At 61.1% G+C, this 17,092-nt stretch carries 19 protein-coding genes; 15 read left to right on the forward strand and 4 right to left on the reverse strand.

Annotated elements, in window-relative coordinates:
- Positions 1–3 precede the first annotated feature (3 nt).
- From EHO51_RS16455 to EHO51_RS16480, 6 genes are read left to right on the forward strand one after another with little or no spacing between them, the layout of a single operon-like run.
- Positions 4–897, forward strand: coding sequence for a nonribosomal peptide synthetase MxaA (locus EHO51_RS16455; RefSeq protein WP_164479423.1), 894 nt, complete (start codon positions 4–6; stop codon positions 895–897).
- Positions 894–1,895 carry a vWA domain-containing protein gene (locus tag EHO51_RS16460; protein WP_124739782.1) on the forward strand — a complete coding sequence of 334 codons (1,002 nt, stop codon included), beginning with the start codon at positions 894–896 and terminating at the stop codon, positions 1,893–1,895. The genes EHO51_RS16455 and EHO51_RS16460 overlap by 4 nt, the downstream gene beginning before the upstream one ends.
- On the forward strand, positions 1,892–2,500 hold the full coding sequence (locus EHO51_RS16465) for an MxaK protein (RefSeq protein ID WP_124739783.1): 609 nt from the start codon (positions 1,892–1,894) through the stop codon (positions 2,498–2,500). Before EHO51_RS16460 ends, EHO51_RS16465 begins: the two co-directional genes overlap by 4 nt.
- The gene (locus EHO51_RS16470; RefSeq protein ID WP_124739784.1) at positions 2,500–3,504 is read left to right on the forward strand and encodes a VWA domain-containing protein; all 1,005 of its coding nucleotides are present in this window, start codon (positions 2,500–2,502) and stop codon (positions 3,502–3,504) included. The genes EHO51_RS16465 and EHO51_RS16470 overlap by 1 nt, the downstream gene beginning before the upstream one ends.
- Positions 3,501–4,025 carry an SRPBCC family protein gene (locus EHO51_RS16475; protein ID WP_124739785.1) on the forward strand — a complete coding sequence of 175 codons (525 nt, stop codon included), beginning with the start codon at positions 3,501–3,503 and terminating at the stop codon, positions 4,023–4,025. Before EHO51_RS16470 ends, EHO51_RS16475 begins: the two co-directional genes overlap by 4 nt.
- A gap of 7 nt (positions 4,026–4,032) precedes the next feature.
- Positions 4,033–4,539, forward strand: a complete 507-nt coding sequence (locus EHO51_RS16480; protein WP_124739786.1) for a hypothetical protein — start codon at positions 4,033–4,035, stop codon at positions 4,537–4,539.
- Between the two features lie 104 nt (positions 4,540–4,643).
- Here EHO51_RS16480 and EHO51_RS16485 read toward each other — a convergent pair whose 3' ends face one another.
- On the reverse strand, positions 4,644–5,276 hold the full coding sequence (locus tag EHO51_RS16485) for a response regulator transcription factor (RefSeq protein WP_018406713.1): 633 nt from the start codon (positions 5,274–5,276) through the stop codon (positions 4,644–4,646).
- Between the two features lie 106 nt (positions 5,277–5,382).
- Here EHO51_RS16485 and EHO51_RS16490 point away from each other — a divergent pair, with 106 nt between their 5' ends.
- The 4 genes from EHO51_RS16490 to EHO51_RS16505 all read left to right on the forward strand — a co-directional run bounded on the left by EHO51_RS16490 (position 5,383) and on the right by EHO51_RS16505 (position 8,103).
- Positions 5,383–6,771 (forward strand): ATP-binding protein, encoded by a 1,389-nt coding sequence (locus EHO51_RS16490; RefSeq protein WP_164479424.1) that lies wholly within the window; start codon positions 5,383–5,385, stop codon positions 6,769–6,771.
- 85 nt (positions 6,772–6,856) lie between these two features.
- Positions 6,857–7,006: a pyrroloquinoline quinone precursor peptide PqqA gene (gene pqqA / locus EHO51_RS20715; protein WP_205788976.1), complete on the forward strand. Its 150-nt coding sequence runs from the start codon at positions 6,857–6,859 to the stop codon at positions 7,004–7,006.
- Between the two features lie 295 nt (positions 7,007–7,301).
- The gene (locus tag EHO51_RS16500) at positions 7,302–7,571 is read left to right on the forward strand and encodes an usg protein (protein WP_123174873.1); all 270 of its coding nucleotides are present in this window, start codon (positions 7,302–7,304) and stop codon (positions 7,569–7,571) included.
- A 76-nt stretch (positions 7,572–7,647) separates the two neighbouring features.
- Positions 7,648–8,103: a hypothetical protein gene (locus EHO51_RS16505; RefSeq protein ID WP_245434637.1), complete on the forward strand. Its 456-nt coding sequence runs from the start codon at positions 7,648–7,650 to the stop codon at positions 8,101–8,103.
- Positions 8,104–8,214: 111 nt separating this feature from the next.
- On the opposite strand, the gene nifA is transcribed toward EHO51_RS16505, so the two are convergent.
- Positions 8,215–9,957, reverse strand: coding sequence for a nif-specific transcriptional activator NifA (gene nifA / locus EHO51_RS16510; RefSeq protein WP_124739788.1), 1,743 nt, complete (start codon positions 9,955–9,957; stop codon positions 8,215–8,217).
- A gap of 832 nt (positions 9,958–10,789) precedes the next feature.
- Here nifA and EHO51_RS16515 point away from each other — a divergent pair.
- Positions 10,790–10,996: a TOBE domain-containing protein gene (locus EHO51_RS16515; protein ID WP_123174874.1), complete on the forward strand. Its 207-nt coding sequence runs from the start codon at positions 10,790–10,792 to the stop codon at positions 10,994–10,996.
- Positions 10,997–11,019: 23 nt separating this feature from the next.
- Here EHO51_RS16515 and EHO51_RS16520 read toward each other — a convergent pair whose 3' ends face one another.
- Both EHO51_RS16520 and EHO51_RS16525 read right to left on the reverse strand, forming a co-directional pair.
- Positions 11,020–11,445 carry a group III truncated hemoglobin gene (locus tag EHO51_RS16520; RefSeq protein ID WP_124739789.1) on the reverse strand — a complete coding sequence of 142 codons (426 nt, stop codon included), beginning with the start codon at positions 11,443–11,445 and terminating at the stop codon, positions 11,020–11,022.
- Positions 11,446–11,487: 42 nt separating this feature from the next.
- Entirely contained in the window at positions 11,488–11,925 is a 438-nt protein-coding gene (locus EHO51_RS16525; RefSeq protein WP_124739790.1) for a response regulator, read from the reverse strand.
- 458 nt (positions 11,926–12,383) lie between these two features.
- Here EHO51_RS16525 and EHO51_RS16530 point away from each other — a divergent pair, with 458 nt between their 5' ends.
- From EHO51_RS16530 to exbB, 4 genes are read left to right on the forward strand one after another with little or no spacing between them, the layout of a single operon-like run.
- Positions 12,384–14,900, forward strand: coding sequence for a TonB-dependent receptor (locus EHO51_RS16530; RefSeq protein WP_432431914.1), 2,517 nt, complete (start codon positions 12,384–12,386; stop codon positions 14,898–14,900).
- Positions 14,901–14,913: 13 nt separating this feature from the next.
- Positions 14,914–15,597, forward strand: a complete 684-nt coding sequence (locus EHO51_RS16535; RefSeq protein ID WP_124739791.1) for a Fe2+-dependent dioxygenase — start codon at positions 14,914–14,916, stop codon at positions 15,595–15,597.
- A 5-nt stretch (positions 15,598–15,602) separates the two neighbouring features.
- Complete coding sequence (locus tag EHO51_RS16540; RefSeq protein ID WP_124739792.1) at positions 15,603–16,286, forward strand: Fe2+-dependent dioxygenase; 684 nt, start codon at positions 15,603–15,605, stop codon at positions 16,284–16,286.
- Positions 16,283–17,092: a tonB-system energizer ExbB gene (gene exbB, locus EHO51_RS16545; RefSeq protein WP_124739793.1), complete on the forward strand. Its 810-nt coding sequence runs from the start codon at positions 16,283–16,285 to the stop codon at positions 17,090–17,092. Before EHO51_RS16540 ends, exbB begins: the two co-directional genes overlap by 4 nt.

Below are 17,092 nucleotides of genomic sequence, written 5' to 3' on the forward strand. Positions count from 1 at the left end.
GCGATGCGCATGGCATGTATCGCCCTCATGCTCGCCGCGGCTCTTCCTGCATGTGCGCAGGAAACGACGGTGCGCATCCACTCTGCGCGCCCGTTCGGCTATTTCGTGGGCGATCTCATCCATGCGAGCATCGATGTCTCTGCCCCCGCCGACGCCGTGCTTTCGCGTGCGTCATTGCCCAATCCCGGTCCGCTGACCGGTTCGCTCGATCTCCGGGACGTCAAACTTAGCGAGACGTCAGAATACGGCGCGCGCCTATGGCGTCTCGACCTCACATATCAGAATTTCTATGTCGCGCTCGATGCGCGTGACATTGAGATTCCTGGGTTCGAACTCTCCATTTCGACGGCGACAGGCGCGCAGACCATCGCCGTTCCCCCATGGAGAATTGGCGTTTCTCCTTTGCGGGAGGTCGCGCCGCAGAAGCAAGAGCAGGCGTCGGATTATCTGCGTCCAGACGGTTCGTCGGCATTCGTTGACGAGGCCACGCCGCTCAATCTGGCGTTCGGCGCAGGCGTCGCCGCCCTGCTGGCGCTCGCTCTTGTCGCGCGAGATCGCGCCTGGCCGCCCTTCCAGCAACGGCAGGCGCGAATCTTCTCAGCGCTCGCGCGTCAAATCTCGACGCGGCGCGCCGCTGGTGACGTCCATTTTGCTGCGACGATTCAATCGGTGCATCGCGCGCTCGATCGGGCCAATGGCGCAATTCTGCTGTCAGGCGACCTTCCGGAGTTTCTCGGCAGACGTCCGGAATTCAAGCCGCTGCGGGGTGACTTCGAGCGATTCTTCGAAACCTCGAAGCGCATTTTTTTTGGCGGCGAGAGCTCTAAGGACGACGATGCCGCCGAGCAGCTCGCGCAATTTGTCAGCAGGCTCGCCAGGCAGGAGCGCGCAGGATGAGCGGCTTCGGCTTTGAGCACATCGAGCCGCTGTTCCTAGCGCCTTTGGCCCTGCTTCCACTGCTGCGGTCCGTCTTGCGCGGCGCGACGATCCCCTCGCTCCTCGCAGCGCCGGTCGACGGCCTTTCCACCGTCGCCGGCGTTCTTCTGAAGTTCTGCGGCGTCGTGGCCATCAGCGCCAGCCTACTCGGCGCCGCCAGCCCCTATGTCGCAGGCGCGGACGTCGAGCGCTTTTCCGAGGGCGCGCAGATCGTCATGCTGATCGACCGCAGCGGCAGCATGAACGAGACCTTCGCGGGGCGAACGCCCGCGGGTGGCGAGGAATCGAAAGCCGCGGCGGCGAAGCGCATTCTCAAGCGCTTTGTCGAAGCGCGCCGTCACGATCTCGTGGGCGTCGCGGCGTTTTCGACGGCGCCGATGCTGGTGACGCCGATTTCTGATCATATCGGCGCCACCGAAGCCGCAATCGACGCGATCGACCGTCCGGGCCTCGACTATACGAATATTGCGCGCGGGCTCGCCATGGCGCTCTCGATGTTCAAGACGAGCCAGGCCGATCTGTCGCGCGCGGTCCTGCTGATATCCGACGGCGCCGGCGTCATTGATCCAAAGCTGCGCGATGATCTAAAGGCGGAATTCCGCAAGACGAACGTCAGCCTTTACTGGCTGTTCCTGCGCACCCAAGGCAGCAGAGGCATCTCCGATCAGCCGGCGGGCGACGATGAGTCGCCACAGGCCGCGCCAGAGCGCCATCTCGATCTCTTCTTCAAATCGCTCGGCGTTCCTTACCAGGCCTTCGAGGCTGAAGGCGTCGAGGCGACGGAGGAGGCCTTAAAACAGATCGACAGGCTCGAACGCCATCCCGTCCGATATGTCGAAAAATTGCCGCGCACGGATCTGAGCGCGTGGGGGTTCGGGCTGGCGCTCGCCGCGACGCTGCTTCTCCTTGTCGCGAAGCTCGCAGAGGTCAGGCTGAGCGTCGGGGACAACGCGCGATGACGGCGTTCGCGACGAGGATCACGATCCTGCGCAACAGGGCGCGCGCGCTTTGGCGAGAAGCAAAATCGTCTGTTCTGGTCGCGCTCTTTCTCACGCTGATCCTCACGACGGCTGCATTGCTTACCCAATGGCGCGGCGCCGTCGTCGCCAATGATGCGATCGCAGCGATGCGCGAGGGCCGCGACGTCGCCGTCGACGCGAACGACAGGCCGGAAACGATTCTGGCGCGCGTCGCCTTTCTTGCGGCGCGAAGCGACGTCGATCGCGCCCGAGCCTTGGTGGAGGCGCTCGATCGCAGCGGGAGCATCGAGGCGCGCGCGCGGGGACATTATCTCTTGGCGAACGCGCTGCTGCGCAAGGCGTTCGATCATGTCGAACGATCGCAACTCGAAGCGGCCAATCCGTTCGTCAATCTCGCCAAGCGCGAATATCGACGTGCGCTGCAGCTCGCGCCCGACTATTGGGACGCGAAATTCAATCTCGACGTCGCGGCGCGGCTCGTCCGGGATTTTCCGGATTTCGAGCGAAAGAGCGGCGACGAACTGAGCGCCGATCCCAAGAAGCTCTGGACCGATATTCCCGGCAAACCGAAGGGACTGCCGTGATGCGCCCGGATGTGCGCGATCCCCGCGTCGCTCTTCTCGCGTTGGCGACGCTGTCGCTCGCAGCCACTTTCTTCGCGCCAAAGGTTATGATCCGGCGTCCGTCATTCGATTTTCTCGCCATCGTCGACATCACCGGCAGTATGAATGTTCGCGATTACGTCGTCTCCGGCCGGCCGGTCAGCCGTCTCGACGCCGTGAAAGCCGCGCTTCGCGCCATGCTCGCGGAATTGCCCTGTCCGTCGCATGTCGCTCTCGGCGTTTTTACCGAACGCAGGCCATTCCTGCTGTTCGAACCGATCGACGTCTGCGCGGACTTCACGCCTCTGCAAGCTTCGATTGAGGCGCTCGACTGGCGCATGGCATGGGAAGGCGACAGCCGGATATCCGCAGGCTTTTTCCGCGCAATCGATATGGCGAGGGAATTGAAAAGCGACCTGCTGTTTTTCAGCGATGGCCAGGAGGCCCCGCCGCTTCCGGCGCGTGGCGCGCCGACATTCGAAGGGCGTGCGGGCGAGGTGCGCGGCCTTGTCGTTGGCGTCGGCGGCTATGAGCTTTCGCCCATCCCGAAATTTGACGATAGGGGCCGCGAGGTTGGATTTCTCGGCGCCGACGACGTCCCGCACGAGAGCCGCTTCGGCTTGCCGCCTGAAGGCGCGGAGCGGCGCGAGGGCTACAACGCCCGCAATGCGCCATTCGGCGCCAGTGCGGCGATCGGCGTCGAGCATCTGTCTTCCGTAAAGGAAGACTATTTGCGTTCGCTCGCTGAAAAGACCGGGCTTTCCTACGCTCATCTTTCAGACGGCAAGCGACTGTGGAAGGACTATGCCGCGGTCGCCTCCGTCCGACCGCGTGAAGCCGCGCTCGACCTGCGCCCGTTCTTTGGCGTGGCGGCTGCGCTTCTCACGTTCATGGCCGTCGCCGCGACTTTTTTTGCGCAGGCTTTCATTCGGGCGCGCAGAACCGCGCCGTCCTACCGCTTTCCCCAACCAAGGAGATCAAAATGAGAAAGCTGCTGGGGCTCTTCGCCCTTCTGATCTGCGCGCCCGCGCTCGCGCATGGGCCGACGCCGATCAAGGTCGACGAGTCGATCGTCATCGCCGCCAATCCCAAGGCCGTATGGGCTGTGGCCGGTAAATTCGACGGGCTCGCGAACTGGCATCCTGACGTTCAGAGCGTCGCCGCCAAGGGCGGAGACGCCGCCGGCGCGGAGCGCGAAATCACCCTCAAGAAGGGCGGCGTTCTGAAGGAGGGGCTCGATGAATATGACGCTTCGGCGTTCAAGCTGTCCTGGCGCATGTCTGATCCAAATCTCGACGCGCTGCCCGTAAGTTCCTACACGGTCACCTTCACGATCGAACCTGCGTCAGGGGGAGGGAGTGCAGTGAAATGGTATGGCCGTCTCTATCGCGGCGACACCAGCAATGAGCCGCCGGAAAACCTCAATGATGACGCCGCGCGCGCGGCGATGACGAGCTACTTGCGCGACGGCCTTCAGGGCCTGAAGAAGAAAGTGGAAGGGAAATAGCTCGGCGATGCGCTTTCGCGAAGCGATCATTCTTGCAGGCGTCTGCGCGCTCTTCGCCTCATGCGGCGAAGAGCGGCGCGCCGCCGAGCAGGATGATCTGATCGACTCGGGAGTCCTTAAGGGCGTTGACGTCTGGTTGCGCGCCACCGATCGCACTGAACCTGCGCTCTGGCTCGCGCAACGCGAAGCCGGCGGCGCCGTCGGCGCGCGCGAATCTGCGGTAGAGCGCATACGCGCGGCTCTGCTCTCGGCGCAGCCGCATTTCCTCGAGTCCGACCGCATGCTCGCGAATCGCACCGCTCAGGTCGGGCAGATGCTCGCGGCCGACGGCCATGCCGAGGACTTCGCGGAGCTGATCAACTCGCTTGTAGAAGTCGCCGCGATCGCCGGTCAAAAGCAGACCTATGGCGAGGTTTGCCAGCACTATTACAATCTGCGCCACAGCGGAGCTGAACGGGAGGAGGCGCTGCGGATGCTCGCCGCCCGTTATCGCACACAGAAGCAATTCAGATAGCGGCGCCTAAAGCGCTTCCGGTCACATGAAATCATGGGATCGAAGGAATCGCCTTTGGAGCAGGGTCTCATCGAAAAAGTCTGTCAACTTTTTCGGAACCTGCTTTAGGCAAGTTTCATTGCAACCTTGTTTTCGACGGCGATACGCAGAAGATCCGCTTTCGAACGCGCGCCAAGCTTGCGCTTTAGAAGAATGCAATTATTGGCGACGGTCTTGTAGGAGACCTTAAGAATATGCGCGATTTCCGTCATATCCTTGCCGTCGGCGAGATTGCGCAGGATCTCGATTTCCCGGCCGTTCAGCGCGTCGAGGGGGTTGCTGGCGCGGCTCTGATCGGCGAAGGCGAGCTTGAGCGCGAGAGTGTTCGACAGATAGCGCTCGCCCGCCGCGACGGCGCGGATCGCCTTGATAAAGACGCGTGGGTCCTCGTTCTTCGCGACATAGCCGCGCGCCCCGCCCTCGATCGCCCGCGCCGCAAATACCGGATCGTCGTTCATGGTGAAAACGATGATTTGAGCGTTCGCGTCCCGCTTCAAGATGCGGCGCAGCAGTTCGAAGCCGGACACGCCGGGTAGATTGATGTCGAGCACCACGACGTCGGGCGCTGCGGACGCATAGGAGTCAAGCGCCTCATTGGCGTCATGCGCCTCGAGGACTTCGATGTCTTTTTGTCCCGAAAGCATGCCGCGGCAGCCCTCGATCACCATGGGGTGGTCGTCGACGATGAGAATGCGCATCCTTTTTCGCTTGTTTGAGAGCCTGAACCTATGTTGTGAAAACCGCTAGTCTTGTCAATCGACTGTAAATGGACGTCAACGGTTAAGCATGGAAACGAGGGCGTTCATGCGCGGGGTTTCGCTTAAAGCCAGACTGGGCGGATTGATCGGCGTCGTGCTCATCGCGACGTTGCTGATCAATCTTGCAATCCAGCTTCTTCACGCTGGCCCGCGCGTGCGCGCGGAAGCGGGAAGCAATCTCAGATTGATGCGGGAATTTGTCCTGGCAACGATTGCAAATCTTCCCGAAAATGAAGATCCGCTTCCCGCATTGCGGCGGCTCTACGCGTCGCTGGGGAACCTTCGCCATGCTGATGTTGAGATCCTCGCCGCTAACGAGACCGCGCCGCGCGACTGGCTGGAGAAGATCCGCCATTCCGGTCAGGACGTGCCGGAATGGTTTGTGAAGCTCGTCGGCGCCTCGCCGCGCGTGTTGACGATTCCCGTGATGGTCGGCGGGCGCGCCTACAGCAATATTGTGGTGATTTCGAACCCCTTCGACGAACTCGAAGAGATCTGGTCCGACATGCTATGGCTGGCGGCGATCAGCCTCGCCGTCACGATCATCTTCCTGACGCTCGTGCTGCTGTTCCTGCGCTCCTCGCTTGCGCCTTTCGATGCGCTGAAGTTCGGCCTGGCGCAATTGGAGGCTGGCAGGAGCGGCGTGCGGCTGTCGGTCAGCGGCGCGACGGAATTTCGATCGATCGCCGCCGCCCTGAATTCGCTCGGGGCGACGCTTGATCGCGTCAAGCAGGAGAATCGCGATCTCGTCGATAGGCTTTTTCAGGTGCAGGAAGGCGAGCGCAAGGATATCGCGCGCGATCTGCATGATGAAGCCGGTCCATGTCTGTTTTCGATACGCGCCACGTCGGCGACGCTACAGGAGCTTCTCTCGCATCCTGCTCCCGACCTGAGCCGACTGAGACAGATGAGCGCAACGATCGACAAGGCGAGCGAGTCGCTTCAATCGCTGTTCAGAGGCCTGCTCGGACGGCTGCGGCCAAAAGGCCTCGAGGAACTTGGTCTAGAACCAGCGCTGAAGGCGCTCTTCGCCTCCTGGACGCTCACCCATCCCGAGGTCGATCTGCGGCTCGTCGCGCGCCACGATCTCTCATCGCTTGATGAGGAGACGGCGCTGACGGCCTACCGTGTGGTGCAGGAGGGCGTAACCAATATCTTCCGCCACTCCGGCGCGGATAAGGGCCAAGTCACGCTGGAATTCGGCTTTGACGCGTCAGCAAACTCCTCGGAGGTCGACGCAGAAGCGCCGCCGCAATTAAAGATCACGATTGAGGATAATGGCGTCGGCATTTCGGAGCGTGTTGCTCCGGGCATGGGTCTGCTTGGCATGAACGAGCGCGTGCGCGCGCTTGGCGGCGCGCAGCGGATCGAAAGGCAGGAGTCCGGCGGCACGCGGATCACGGTGTCGCTTCCGCTGCTGGACGATGTGGAATGACTGAGACAAGGAGCTCGTTCTTCCGACCCCCGTCCTGATCGGGAAATTTTGGAAGCGTGGATGGCGAAATTTTGAAGGTGTAACGATGCGCGCGCTTCATTATTCTCCACCGGAGCCGTCGTGTCGGGCGGACTACGAAAAATGGAGGAGCAACGCCATGGCCTGGTCGCAACCGATCATCGTCGAAATCTGCGTCGGGATGGAAATCACCAGCTACGAATCGGCTGAGATCTGATCAGCCCGTCGCGGGGGTCGAGACCTGGGCCCGCCTAAGCTGAAGCACCGGGCGGAGCCTGGTCGACAAAATAAACATGAGCTAGCGCCGTCGCTTGCGACGGCGCTGCTGTTTTTGCGCGCCTTCCGCGCCCAGAGTTTTTTCTAAGCTGCGCCGGCGTTGAGGAGCGCATTTTTGGCACTCACCTCCGGCTGCTGATAGCACATTGTTTTTTCAGGCCTTTGCCTTTCCTGGCGCTTGCTCTCCGAGGATTTGCTCCTAATCTGAAGGGAATCAGATCGTCAAGGAGCATGCCATGGCGTCCAGCGGCTTCCGTTTGCAGCTTCAAGGCTACGGCCTGACGACGGCGAATATTCTCTATCGTCTGCCGGATTATCCGAAGATCATCCAATCCTACATCTGGCAGGAATATGATCTTCATCCCGAGTTTCCGGAGCTGCGCAAATTTCTCGATTTCTGGATGCGCAGCCTCGATGGCCCGCTGCATTCCGTCACCGTCGCGCATTCGAACCTCATCAAACCGGCTGAGTTGAAGCTACTTGATAAGGAATTCAAGGTGCACTGAAAAACTCATATGACCGCCACCTTGCGCAACGCGCTTCGCCGAGACAAAATTGAGGCGGGTTGGAGCGAGGGCTGCCGTGAGGGACGAGGGCGATACGAAATCATGGATGGGAGTCTGGGAAGCGGCCGCGCTGATCGTCATCGTGGCGACGGCTTTCCTTCTCGCGAGGCAATATCGGGAAAGCCTTAATATCGATGAGCCGCCGGAGCCTCTCTCGCTGGCTTTGGAGCGAGAAGCGGCGGAGGTGAACGCGACGCTTCCAGAGATGGTCAGCGAGGGCGTTCGTCTCGATAAGGCGACGGCGGGTCCGGGCAACGCGTTCAATTACAGCTATACGATCGTCGACGATGAAACAGCGCGAACTCTAATCGGCAACGCCAAGAAGCTCGCCGCATTGAGGGCCCAGCTGCAGGAGCGCGTGTGTCTGACGATGCCGAATCATCGCGCGAGCGGCGCCATCGTCCGATATTCGCTGAAGGACAATAAGGGCGAGGTGATCGCCGACGTCTCAATTGATGCGGGCGACTGCTGAGAAGGGTGGGCGCCGGCTTTAGCGCGGCGCCCGCTGGGGACGACGCGGACGGCACGCCACGACTGTCGCTGGTAGAGCAAATCGCCGAGCGCTTCGCCAGCGCGGAGGAACTCAGAACTTCTTGACCTCGACGCCATGTTTTTGCAGCGCGTAGCCAATCTGACGAGGGGTCAGTCCAAGCAGCCGGGCCGCCTTGGCCTTGACCCAGCCCGCGCGCTCCATGGCGTCCACCAAACGTTCGCGATCGGAAGGGCCGTCACGCTCCACGGCGGTGCAGTTTTCGGCGCCGGGACAGGTCTCGGGCGAAGGGTCGGCGTTAGGGCGCTCACTCGTCGTCGCCGGCGGCGGCGCAGGCTGACGCTCTCGCGGCGGCGCCAGGGTCGGCACGCTCGCGACGGGTGGAGGAGGCGCCGAACGCTCCAATGAGCCGCTCCAAAGCACCGAAGAGAGGCAGCCGTCGTTGCGACAGGAGAAATCCTTGTCGGTGATGACATTCCCTTGCGCCAAAGTCGCTGTCCGAAACACGCAGTTTTCCAGCTCTCGGATGTTGCCCGGAAAGGCGCAGGCCGTGAGCACGTGCAGGGCCGATTCCGAAAAGCTCAGCCGTCCGCCTTGCTCCGCGTTGAAGCGACGCAGAAATTCATTGGCGAGAGGTTCGAGATCGCCCTTACGGTCGCGCAGCGGCGGCACGAAAATGGGCACGACGCTGATGCGGTAGTATAAATCGGCGCGAAATTCGTTGCGCTTGACCGCCTCTTCGAGATTTTTGTTCGTCGCGCACACGAGTCGAACATCGACTTTCTGCGTGCGCGTGCCGCCCACCCGTTCGAATTCGCCTTCCTGTAAAACGCGCAGCAGCTTTGCCTGAAACGCCGGCGTGATTTCGCCGATCTCGTCCAGAAACAATGTGCCGCCGTCGGCCAGTTCGAAACGGCCCTTGCGCATGTTCACTGCGCCGGTGAAAGCGCCGCGCTCATGGCCGAAGAGCTCCGATTCCAGCACGCTCTCGGGGAGCGCCGCGCAATTCAGCTTGATGAAGGGTTTCGAGCGGCGCGGCGAGAGATTGTGTATCGCCGCGGCAAACAGCTCCTTGCCGGTGCCCGATTCGCCGCGCAGAAGGACGGTGGACTTGGCCTTGGCGACGACGCGAATCTTATCGATCACCGCGCGCAGCGCCGGGCTGCTGCCGACAACGCCATTGATGCCGCTGTTCTTTGCTTCGATCTGCGGAAGGCGGTCGCCTTTTTCGAGCCAGGCCTTTTCCTGCATCAAACGTTCGCGGTCGCGTGCGATGAGCTTGTGCAGTCGAAGGGTCTGCCCGACGAGATTGGCGATCATCGTCAGGAAGCGCACGTCATGGTCGAACAGCGTCACTGAACGATCGTCGTAGACGCGATCCACCGTCAGCGTGCCGACGACGGCGTCGCCCTCCTTGATCGGGACGCCGATCAGCGAGAACGGCCGGCCGTCGGTCGGTCCCCATTCGGAAAAGTCGGAGCCTTGGAAGAGCGGCGAGGCTGCGACATTCTCGACGACGAGCGGCATTTTCGTCGCGACGATCTGCCCTACGGCGCGTTCGGGCAGCCGGTCGAAGAAACGCTTGGCGGAATCTTCGCTCCAGCCCGACCCAACCACAACCTCGGGCCCGCCCGCCGCGTCGAGCAACGCGACCAAGCCATGGCGCATATCAAGAAAACTCGAAAGCAGCGCGAGCACGCCCGCAAGCGTAGTTTCCAGACGGTTTGGCGACGCCAGAAGCTTCGATATTTCGTAGATGCCGACGAGAGCGGTGTCTCTCACATCGAATTCGCGCGCCTTCGGCGCGCATGCGCCGCCTGCCAGCTGCAAACCCATACTATTTAGCCTCACGACATGCGTGGGTGTTTTCACAGGTTTTGACGCAAGCACCGTGCCATACCGCCTTTTTGCCCTTAGCCTCACAAAAACAATGGCCTGCAATTGCCTCGACATCGGCGTTGGCGCGCATGCTTGATCAACTCTTGCGCCTTCTGCCGTCTCCTCCGGCGCCGCCGCCCGATTGATCGGCGATCGGCTCCATCCACACCGTGCTCGCGCCGCAACCGACATGGATGTCGCCTTGCCGACGCCGGCGCGAAGACTTGCGCTTAGTCGCCACGCGCATCGTAACGGGTCGATAGCTGATTTACAGGCGCTTACATGCCTTATGCGGCATTTCGCCGCCATGAGTCGGCTGTCGCGCTTAACGATTTCCGCACTCCCGATCGCGCAGCGGCGCGACCTATTGAGCGCAATCTTTGACGATCTGGCACGGAGAACCGAGCACGTCGACCGACATCTACGCGATTCTTCCTTACCATGGCGCTCGAGCGATCGACGCAATGACGACCGACTGCGCCTGATCCGCGCCGAAACTCAGCGGCGGGCGGCAAGCCGCTTTGGTTGCATGCAGTCGAAGCAATCTGACGTGAAGGACATGATCGCGCTGCTGCCTAGATTTGTAACAGATTGGATAGTTATTGGTCGGTTATGCGGAAGGCGTGTGATATGCGCCGCGCCATACCGATGATATAGACGCGATCGTGCAATCCCATTTCATCGAAGGAAACCCGGCTCGAGCGGCTGATTATTATGCCGTAGCCGTAACGACGTCGGGCGCCGTCGAGGGAGGCCATAGCGATAGCTGCTTTTCTTAGGAGCCGACGACATGAAGATTTCCGCGCGTAACAGCCTTCCCGGGACGGTCAAGCACATCCAGAAGGGCGCAACCACGGCGCATGTGACGATCGACGTCAACGGATTGACCGTCACAGCTTCAATCACCAACGAATCCGTCGAGGAGCTTGGACTCCGCGAAGGGTCGAAGGTCAAAGCAGTCATCAAGTCGTCGGATGTGATGATCGCGGTCGACTAACGCTCGTGGGCGGCCGATGGACGCTATGGCGCCGGAACGCGCGACGGCTTTCCATCGGCGTCGACGAAGGGGAACAGCCCCGACTGGAAGCATTGCGTCATGTGGGCGGCTTTCGCGATCGCCTGCTCGGCCTGCGTCTTCGGCAGCGCTTCATTGGCGCTTTCGCTAAAGAGTTCGAGCCAGCGCGTAAAATGCTGAGGCTCAATCGGTAAATTGATATGCGCGGCGAAGGGCTGGCCCTGATAGCGCTCCGTGCCGAGCAAGGTCCTGGACCAGAAATTCGCGACGATCCCCATATGCTGGTCGAGACCGTCAATCGCCATAAAGATAGGACCCAACAGCGGATCTTCGGCGCCCTTGGCGTAGAAGCGACGCACGCAATCGTCGATTGCGATCTCTAAGCTGTCGCGTTCGGCGCCGTCCTCGATCGGCGGAATGGCGGGCTCCATGGCGACCTCCCTGCATAATGTCGATTGGCGGCTGTTCAGGCGCTAGCGCAGGTTCAGAACGGCCCGGGGGATCGCGCCGGACTTTTTCCTGGCGCTCAGCAGCGCGTCGACCTTATCGCGCAGCAGTGCAATTTGCAGCGGCTTCGCCAAAAAACCGTGCGCGCCCTCGGCGACGCACTCCTGGCCGAATCCGCTCGATATCTGATCAACGATGACGATGATTTTGGTTTCGGGAACCCGCGCCAGAAACTCTTGAATGAGATCCAGCCCGTTGACGCGGATGACGCCTTCGGCAAGCACCAGTAAGTCCGGCCTTATTTGCTCCGCTTTTGCGAGCGTTTCGGACGCGCTCGCGAGTTCATGCGCCTCATATTCGTCATGGAGCATGAACTCGATCGCCGCGCGAAAGCTTTCATTGTCGTCCACGACAAAAACGCGCCTGCGTTCAATGGCTTTCGCCACCTTGACGCTGATCTGCATGGCAGCCTCGCGCGGTGATTGACTCACGAATGTCAAAGCAAGTCGCGTGCCGCGCTAGATACTGCAGCGTTGCGCAGCGTCGCGGCTTTCGACGGGAGTGCGTCGACGCACCTGCGTCAGCGCATAGCGGCGCCCGACTGGGGGGCCGCCAATCGTCGGCCAAATCGAACTCTTGCGCGGAAACTCTACGCGCGCGGCGCTGCGCTGGGATCAAGAACAATATCTTCGCAGGAAAATTACTGCCGCGTAGTTTGGAATTAAAGCGTTTCCAAACTAGCGTGTGGCCGAAAGGTAACAATTGTCCAAAAAATTGTTGTATCTGTCTGAAACTATACAGATTACAATACTTCCATTCAACAGTTTATCAGTTGACCGTGGCCGCCGCCAAATTTAGCTTTAATCAACTTCTTCGCACGAGGCGAAAGTAGACAACGCACAACCCTCCCTGGCGGTTCCCCATGAGCGACGTAAAAACTCCAATTTCTCTACGAATGTTGACTCAGTCGCTTCCGCGGACTCGTGCAGGAGATCTGACGTCGGTGAAGGCGCTGAGCGTTGCTGCGGCGCTTGCATCGAGCGTCAGCGCATCGGCTCTGGCGCAATCCGCTTCGACGACGCTGCCGCCCGTTAAAGTCGACGCGCCGCAGGAGAAGCCGCGCGCGGCGGCGCCGGCGAAACCCAAGCCGATCGCCGTCGCTCAGCCGCATCCGGCGCGTCATGCCGCCGCCAGTCAGGCCTCGGGGCAGCGGCGCGGCGCGCCGGGCGCTTCAAACGCCGGCGGCCAAGGCGCAGGCAGCGGAGGCCTTCCGATCTTCGCAACGGCGCCCAACGCCAATCCTTACGCCGATCCAGTGGCGCCCTATAAGGTCGACCGCCTGTCTTCGCCGAAATTCACCGAGCCGGTGCTCAACACGCCGCGCACGATCACGGTGCTGACCAAGGAAGTGCTCGACGACAAGAACGCCTTCACGCTGCGTGAAATTGGTCGCAGCACGGCAGGCGTGACGCTGGGGACGGGCGAAGGCGGCAACGCGTTCGGCGATCGCTTCTTCATTCGCGGCTTCGACGTTCGCAACGACATCTTCGTCGACGGCGTGCGCGATCCCGGCGTCAGCATTCGCGAGAACTTCTATACCGAGCAGGTCGAGATTCTGCGCGGGCCAGGATCGACTTTCGCCGGTCGTGGCACGGCGGGCGGCGCGATCAACATCGTAACGAAACAAGCGACCGATCGCGACTTCGTCGAACTCAAAGCGATTGGCGGCTTTTCCGACCACATGAAGCGGGTGACGGCTGACGTCAACAAAGTGATCAGCCCGATCCTCGCGGTGCGCGTCAACGCTCTTTATCACGACTCGAATGTCGCGGGCCGCAGCTTTGTCACCGACTATCGCGACGGCGTCGCGGGCTCAGTGGTGTTCAAGCCGATCGAGGACCTGACGCTGACCGCTCAATACACGCATGTCTATCAAAATGGCCTGCCGGACTTCGGCGTGCCGTATAACCGAGTCTGGAATAGACCGTTCCCCGAAGGCGTCATTCCTCGCTCCAACTGGTACGGTTTCCTCGACCGCGATTTCCAAGTTGCGATGCAGAATTTCGGCACCTTCACCGCCCACTATCGCTACAACGACAATCTCGTATTCGACAATCGGTTCCGGCAGAGCCGCTCCGTTCTGGACTATATCGGATCGCTGACGGGGAGCGCGGATCTATTCGCTTCGACAGTGAGAATCGGCGCGCAAAGCCGATATCAGGTGGTGAACACGCTCGACAACCAGACGGAGGCGACGCTCAAAGTCGATACGGGACCGGTCAAGCATGCGCTCGTCGCCGGCGTGGAGTTCGCCCGCGAAGGCGTCACGCGCACCAATTATCAGGGCCTCGCTTCCGAGTTGAATGGGATACCCACCGGCAATACGGTGACCTGTAACCTCTATCTTCCGTGCACCTATCTGCCGTTCCTCAACACGCCCTACCGCAATACCAATCCCACGCGGATCGCCGTCGACACGAAATCAGGCTATTTGATCGAAACTGCGAACTATCAGGACGTCGTGATCGTGAACGGCGGCGCGCGCTTTGACGATTACAACATCACAAGCCGCACGGAGACGCTTTCGACATTCGCCAAGAGCCATTCGGGTCTGTTCAACTGGAACGCCGGCGTCGTCTTTAAGCCGCTGCCGAACGTCAGCGCCTACGCCGCCTACGCCACCTCGGCGACGCCCGTCGGAGCCGAGCTTGACGGCGGCGCGGCAAACTACGGCGGCCTGAACACGGCGTCGCAAATCTTTGCTCCCCAACTCAACAAGGCGGCGGAGGTCGGTCTGAAATGGGAGCTGTTCGACAGGCATCTGCTCGCGACAGCCGCCTTCTTTAAGACGGATGTGAGCGGCGCGAGAGAAGTGAACTCCGGCACCACCACCGGCAACGCGTCCTATTACGTCCAGGGCGTCGACCTCGAGGTTGCGGGCAATATCACGGATAAGTGGATGGTCCTTGGCGGCATCGTGCTGATGGACTCGCGGGTGACCAACTCCTACGCGCGAACGAATATCGGTCTTCAACTCGCAAATATCGCGCATGAGTCCTTCAGCCTGCTGTCCAAGTACAAATTCGGCGACCTGATCGGCCTCGCTCCGAATGCGCTCGAATTTGGCGGCCAGGCCATCTACCGTTCCAGGATCTATGGCGGCAACAATATCGTCGCCAATGGCGGCACATCGTTCAACGCGTTTGGCTTGCCGACGCCGACCGCGACGAATTTTCTGAACGTTCCAACGATCCTGCCTTCATACTGGCGCTTCGATGTTTTTGCTGAGGCGAAGATCGGCCAAAACATCACGATGAAGTTCTCGGTCAACAATCTCTTCGACCGCACGATCTATGACGCCTTCTATCAGACGTCGACGCCTTTCGCGCAGATGTCGCCCGGCCGCTCCGTCTATCTCGAAACGAGCATTTTGTTCTAAGGGAGCGCTTCGAATGCTTGCTCACATACAAGGCGCGCTTGATCGGAAGGAGGTCAACGTCCTTCGCGAGGCGATGGCGCAGGCGGCGTGGGAGGACGGCGCCTCCACCGCCGGGGCGAACGCCGGCGAGGCGAAGCGCAACGAGCAACTCCCGCCTGACTCTGAAATCTCGCGCGCGCTCGGCAAGCGGCTGCTCTCGTCGCTCCTCGCCAATGCCGCTTTCGTTTCAACGGCTGTGCCGCTGCGCATCTATCCGCCGTTGTTCAACCGCTACGGCGTCGGCGACCACTTCGATCCGCATGTCGACAATGCGATACGCGGCGACGCCATGACCGGCGCGCGTATCCGCGTTGACCTCGCCGCGACTGTGCTTCTTTCTGATCCCGACGAATATGAGGGCGGCGAACTGATCGTCGAGGACATCTACGGATCCAGGCGGTTCAAGCCGCCGGCGGGCGATCTCATTCTTTATTCGGCCGGCAGTCTGCATATGGTGACGCCCGTCACCAGCGGCCTACGTCTCGCCTCATTTTTGTGGCTGCAAAGCATGATCCGCGCCGACGAGGCGCGCAGCCTCGTTTGCGATCTCGACGAATCGATACAGGAACTCGCGCCGCGCGTGGGCGCGGACGATCCGGATCTGCGCAAGCTGGTGACCGTGTACCACAATCTCATCCGCTACTGGGGAGAAGCATAGCGCTGATGCTTATTTGCATACCCGAAGTTCTTTCCAAGCAGCAGGTGGCCTTTTTTCGCGCGGCCATGGACCAGGCCCAGTGGGAGGATGGCCGCGCGACCGCTGGCTCGCAGTCCTCTTTGGTGAAGAACAATCTTCAACTGCCGCAAGCCGGCGACGTCGCGCGCGAACTTGGCGAACATGTGCTCGAGGCGCTTGCGCAGTCGTCGATGTTCGTCTCGGCGGCCTTGCCGCACAAGATTTTTCCGCCGCTCTTCAATCGCTATGGCGTTGGGCACGACTTCGGATTGCACGTCGATAATGCGATCCGCGGCATTCCCGGAACGCCGATTCGCATTCGCACGGATCTTTCTTGCACGCTGTTCCTCTCAGAGGCGGACGAGTACGATGGCGGCGAATTAGTGATTGAGGATCGGGTCGGACAGCAGGAAGTGAAACTTCCGGCAGGCGATCTCGTGCTTTATCCTTCAACGAGTCTCCATCTTGTCAAAGGCGTCACGCGTGGTGAGCGCATCGCCTCGTTTTTTTGGATGCAGAGCATGATTCGCGACAATGTGGCGCGCGCTTTGCTCTTCGATCTTGACCAGGCCATCCAATCCCTGACGACTCGGCTGGGCGCCGGCGATCCTGCCTGCGTCAAAATGTCGGGCGTTTATCACAATCTGATCCGAACATGGGCTGAAGCATGAAACGTTCTTTGCAGTTTCTCGTGATCTCAATCATCGCGCTTCTCGCTGCGCAGAGCGTCGCAGCCGCACCAGGGTCGCCAGCGCTCGATGCAGCGATAGCGGCCACTAAACCTCATGATCTTTCTGTGTGGACGATGTTCGTCAACGCCGACATCGTCGTGAAGATCGTGATGATCGGGTTGTTGTTGGCGTCCGTCGCGACATGGACGATCCTCATCGCCAAAACGATCGAATTGAAACGGGCGCGCGAGCGCGTGACGACGGCGATACGCCGCCTCTCCGAGGCGCGCGGCCTCTCCGAGGCGCGACTGGCGCTTGGCGGCGGCGACCGTTTGACGCAGGCGCTGCTTGGCGAGGCGACGCGGGAAATGAAGCTGTCGTCCGATATTCTTGCGGCGCCGGGCGTGAAGGAGCGCATTGCAGCGTGCTTCGCCGAAATCGAGCGCGCCGAAGCGCTTTCGATCAAGCGGGGCACCGGACTGCTCGCCTCCGTCGGATCGACGGGCCCCTTCATCGGACTGTTCGGCACCGTCTGGGGCATCATGAACAGCTTCATCGGCATTTCCAAAGCGCAGACCACCAATCTGGCCGTCGTCGCGCCCGGCATCGCCGAAGCGCTGCTCGCGACGGCGGTCGGCCTCTTCGCCGCCATCCCGGCGGTGCTCATCTACAATCATCTTGCGCGCCAGGCGACGTCCTATCTGGAACTGGTCTCGAATCTCGCCGGCGAGTTGCTTCGTATCGTCTCGCGCGACCTCGATCGCGCCGGACAGGCCTCCACCAACAAGATTCATGCGGCGGAGTAG

Source organism: Methylocystis rosea (genome assembly GCF_003855495.1).
GTDB lineage: Bacteria > Pseudomonadota > Alphaproteobacteria > Rhizobiales > Beijerinckiaceae > Methylocystis > Methylocystis rosea_A.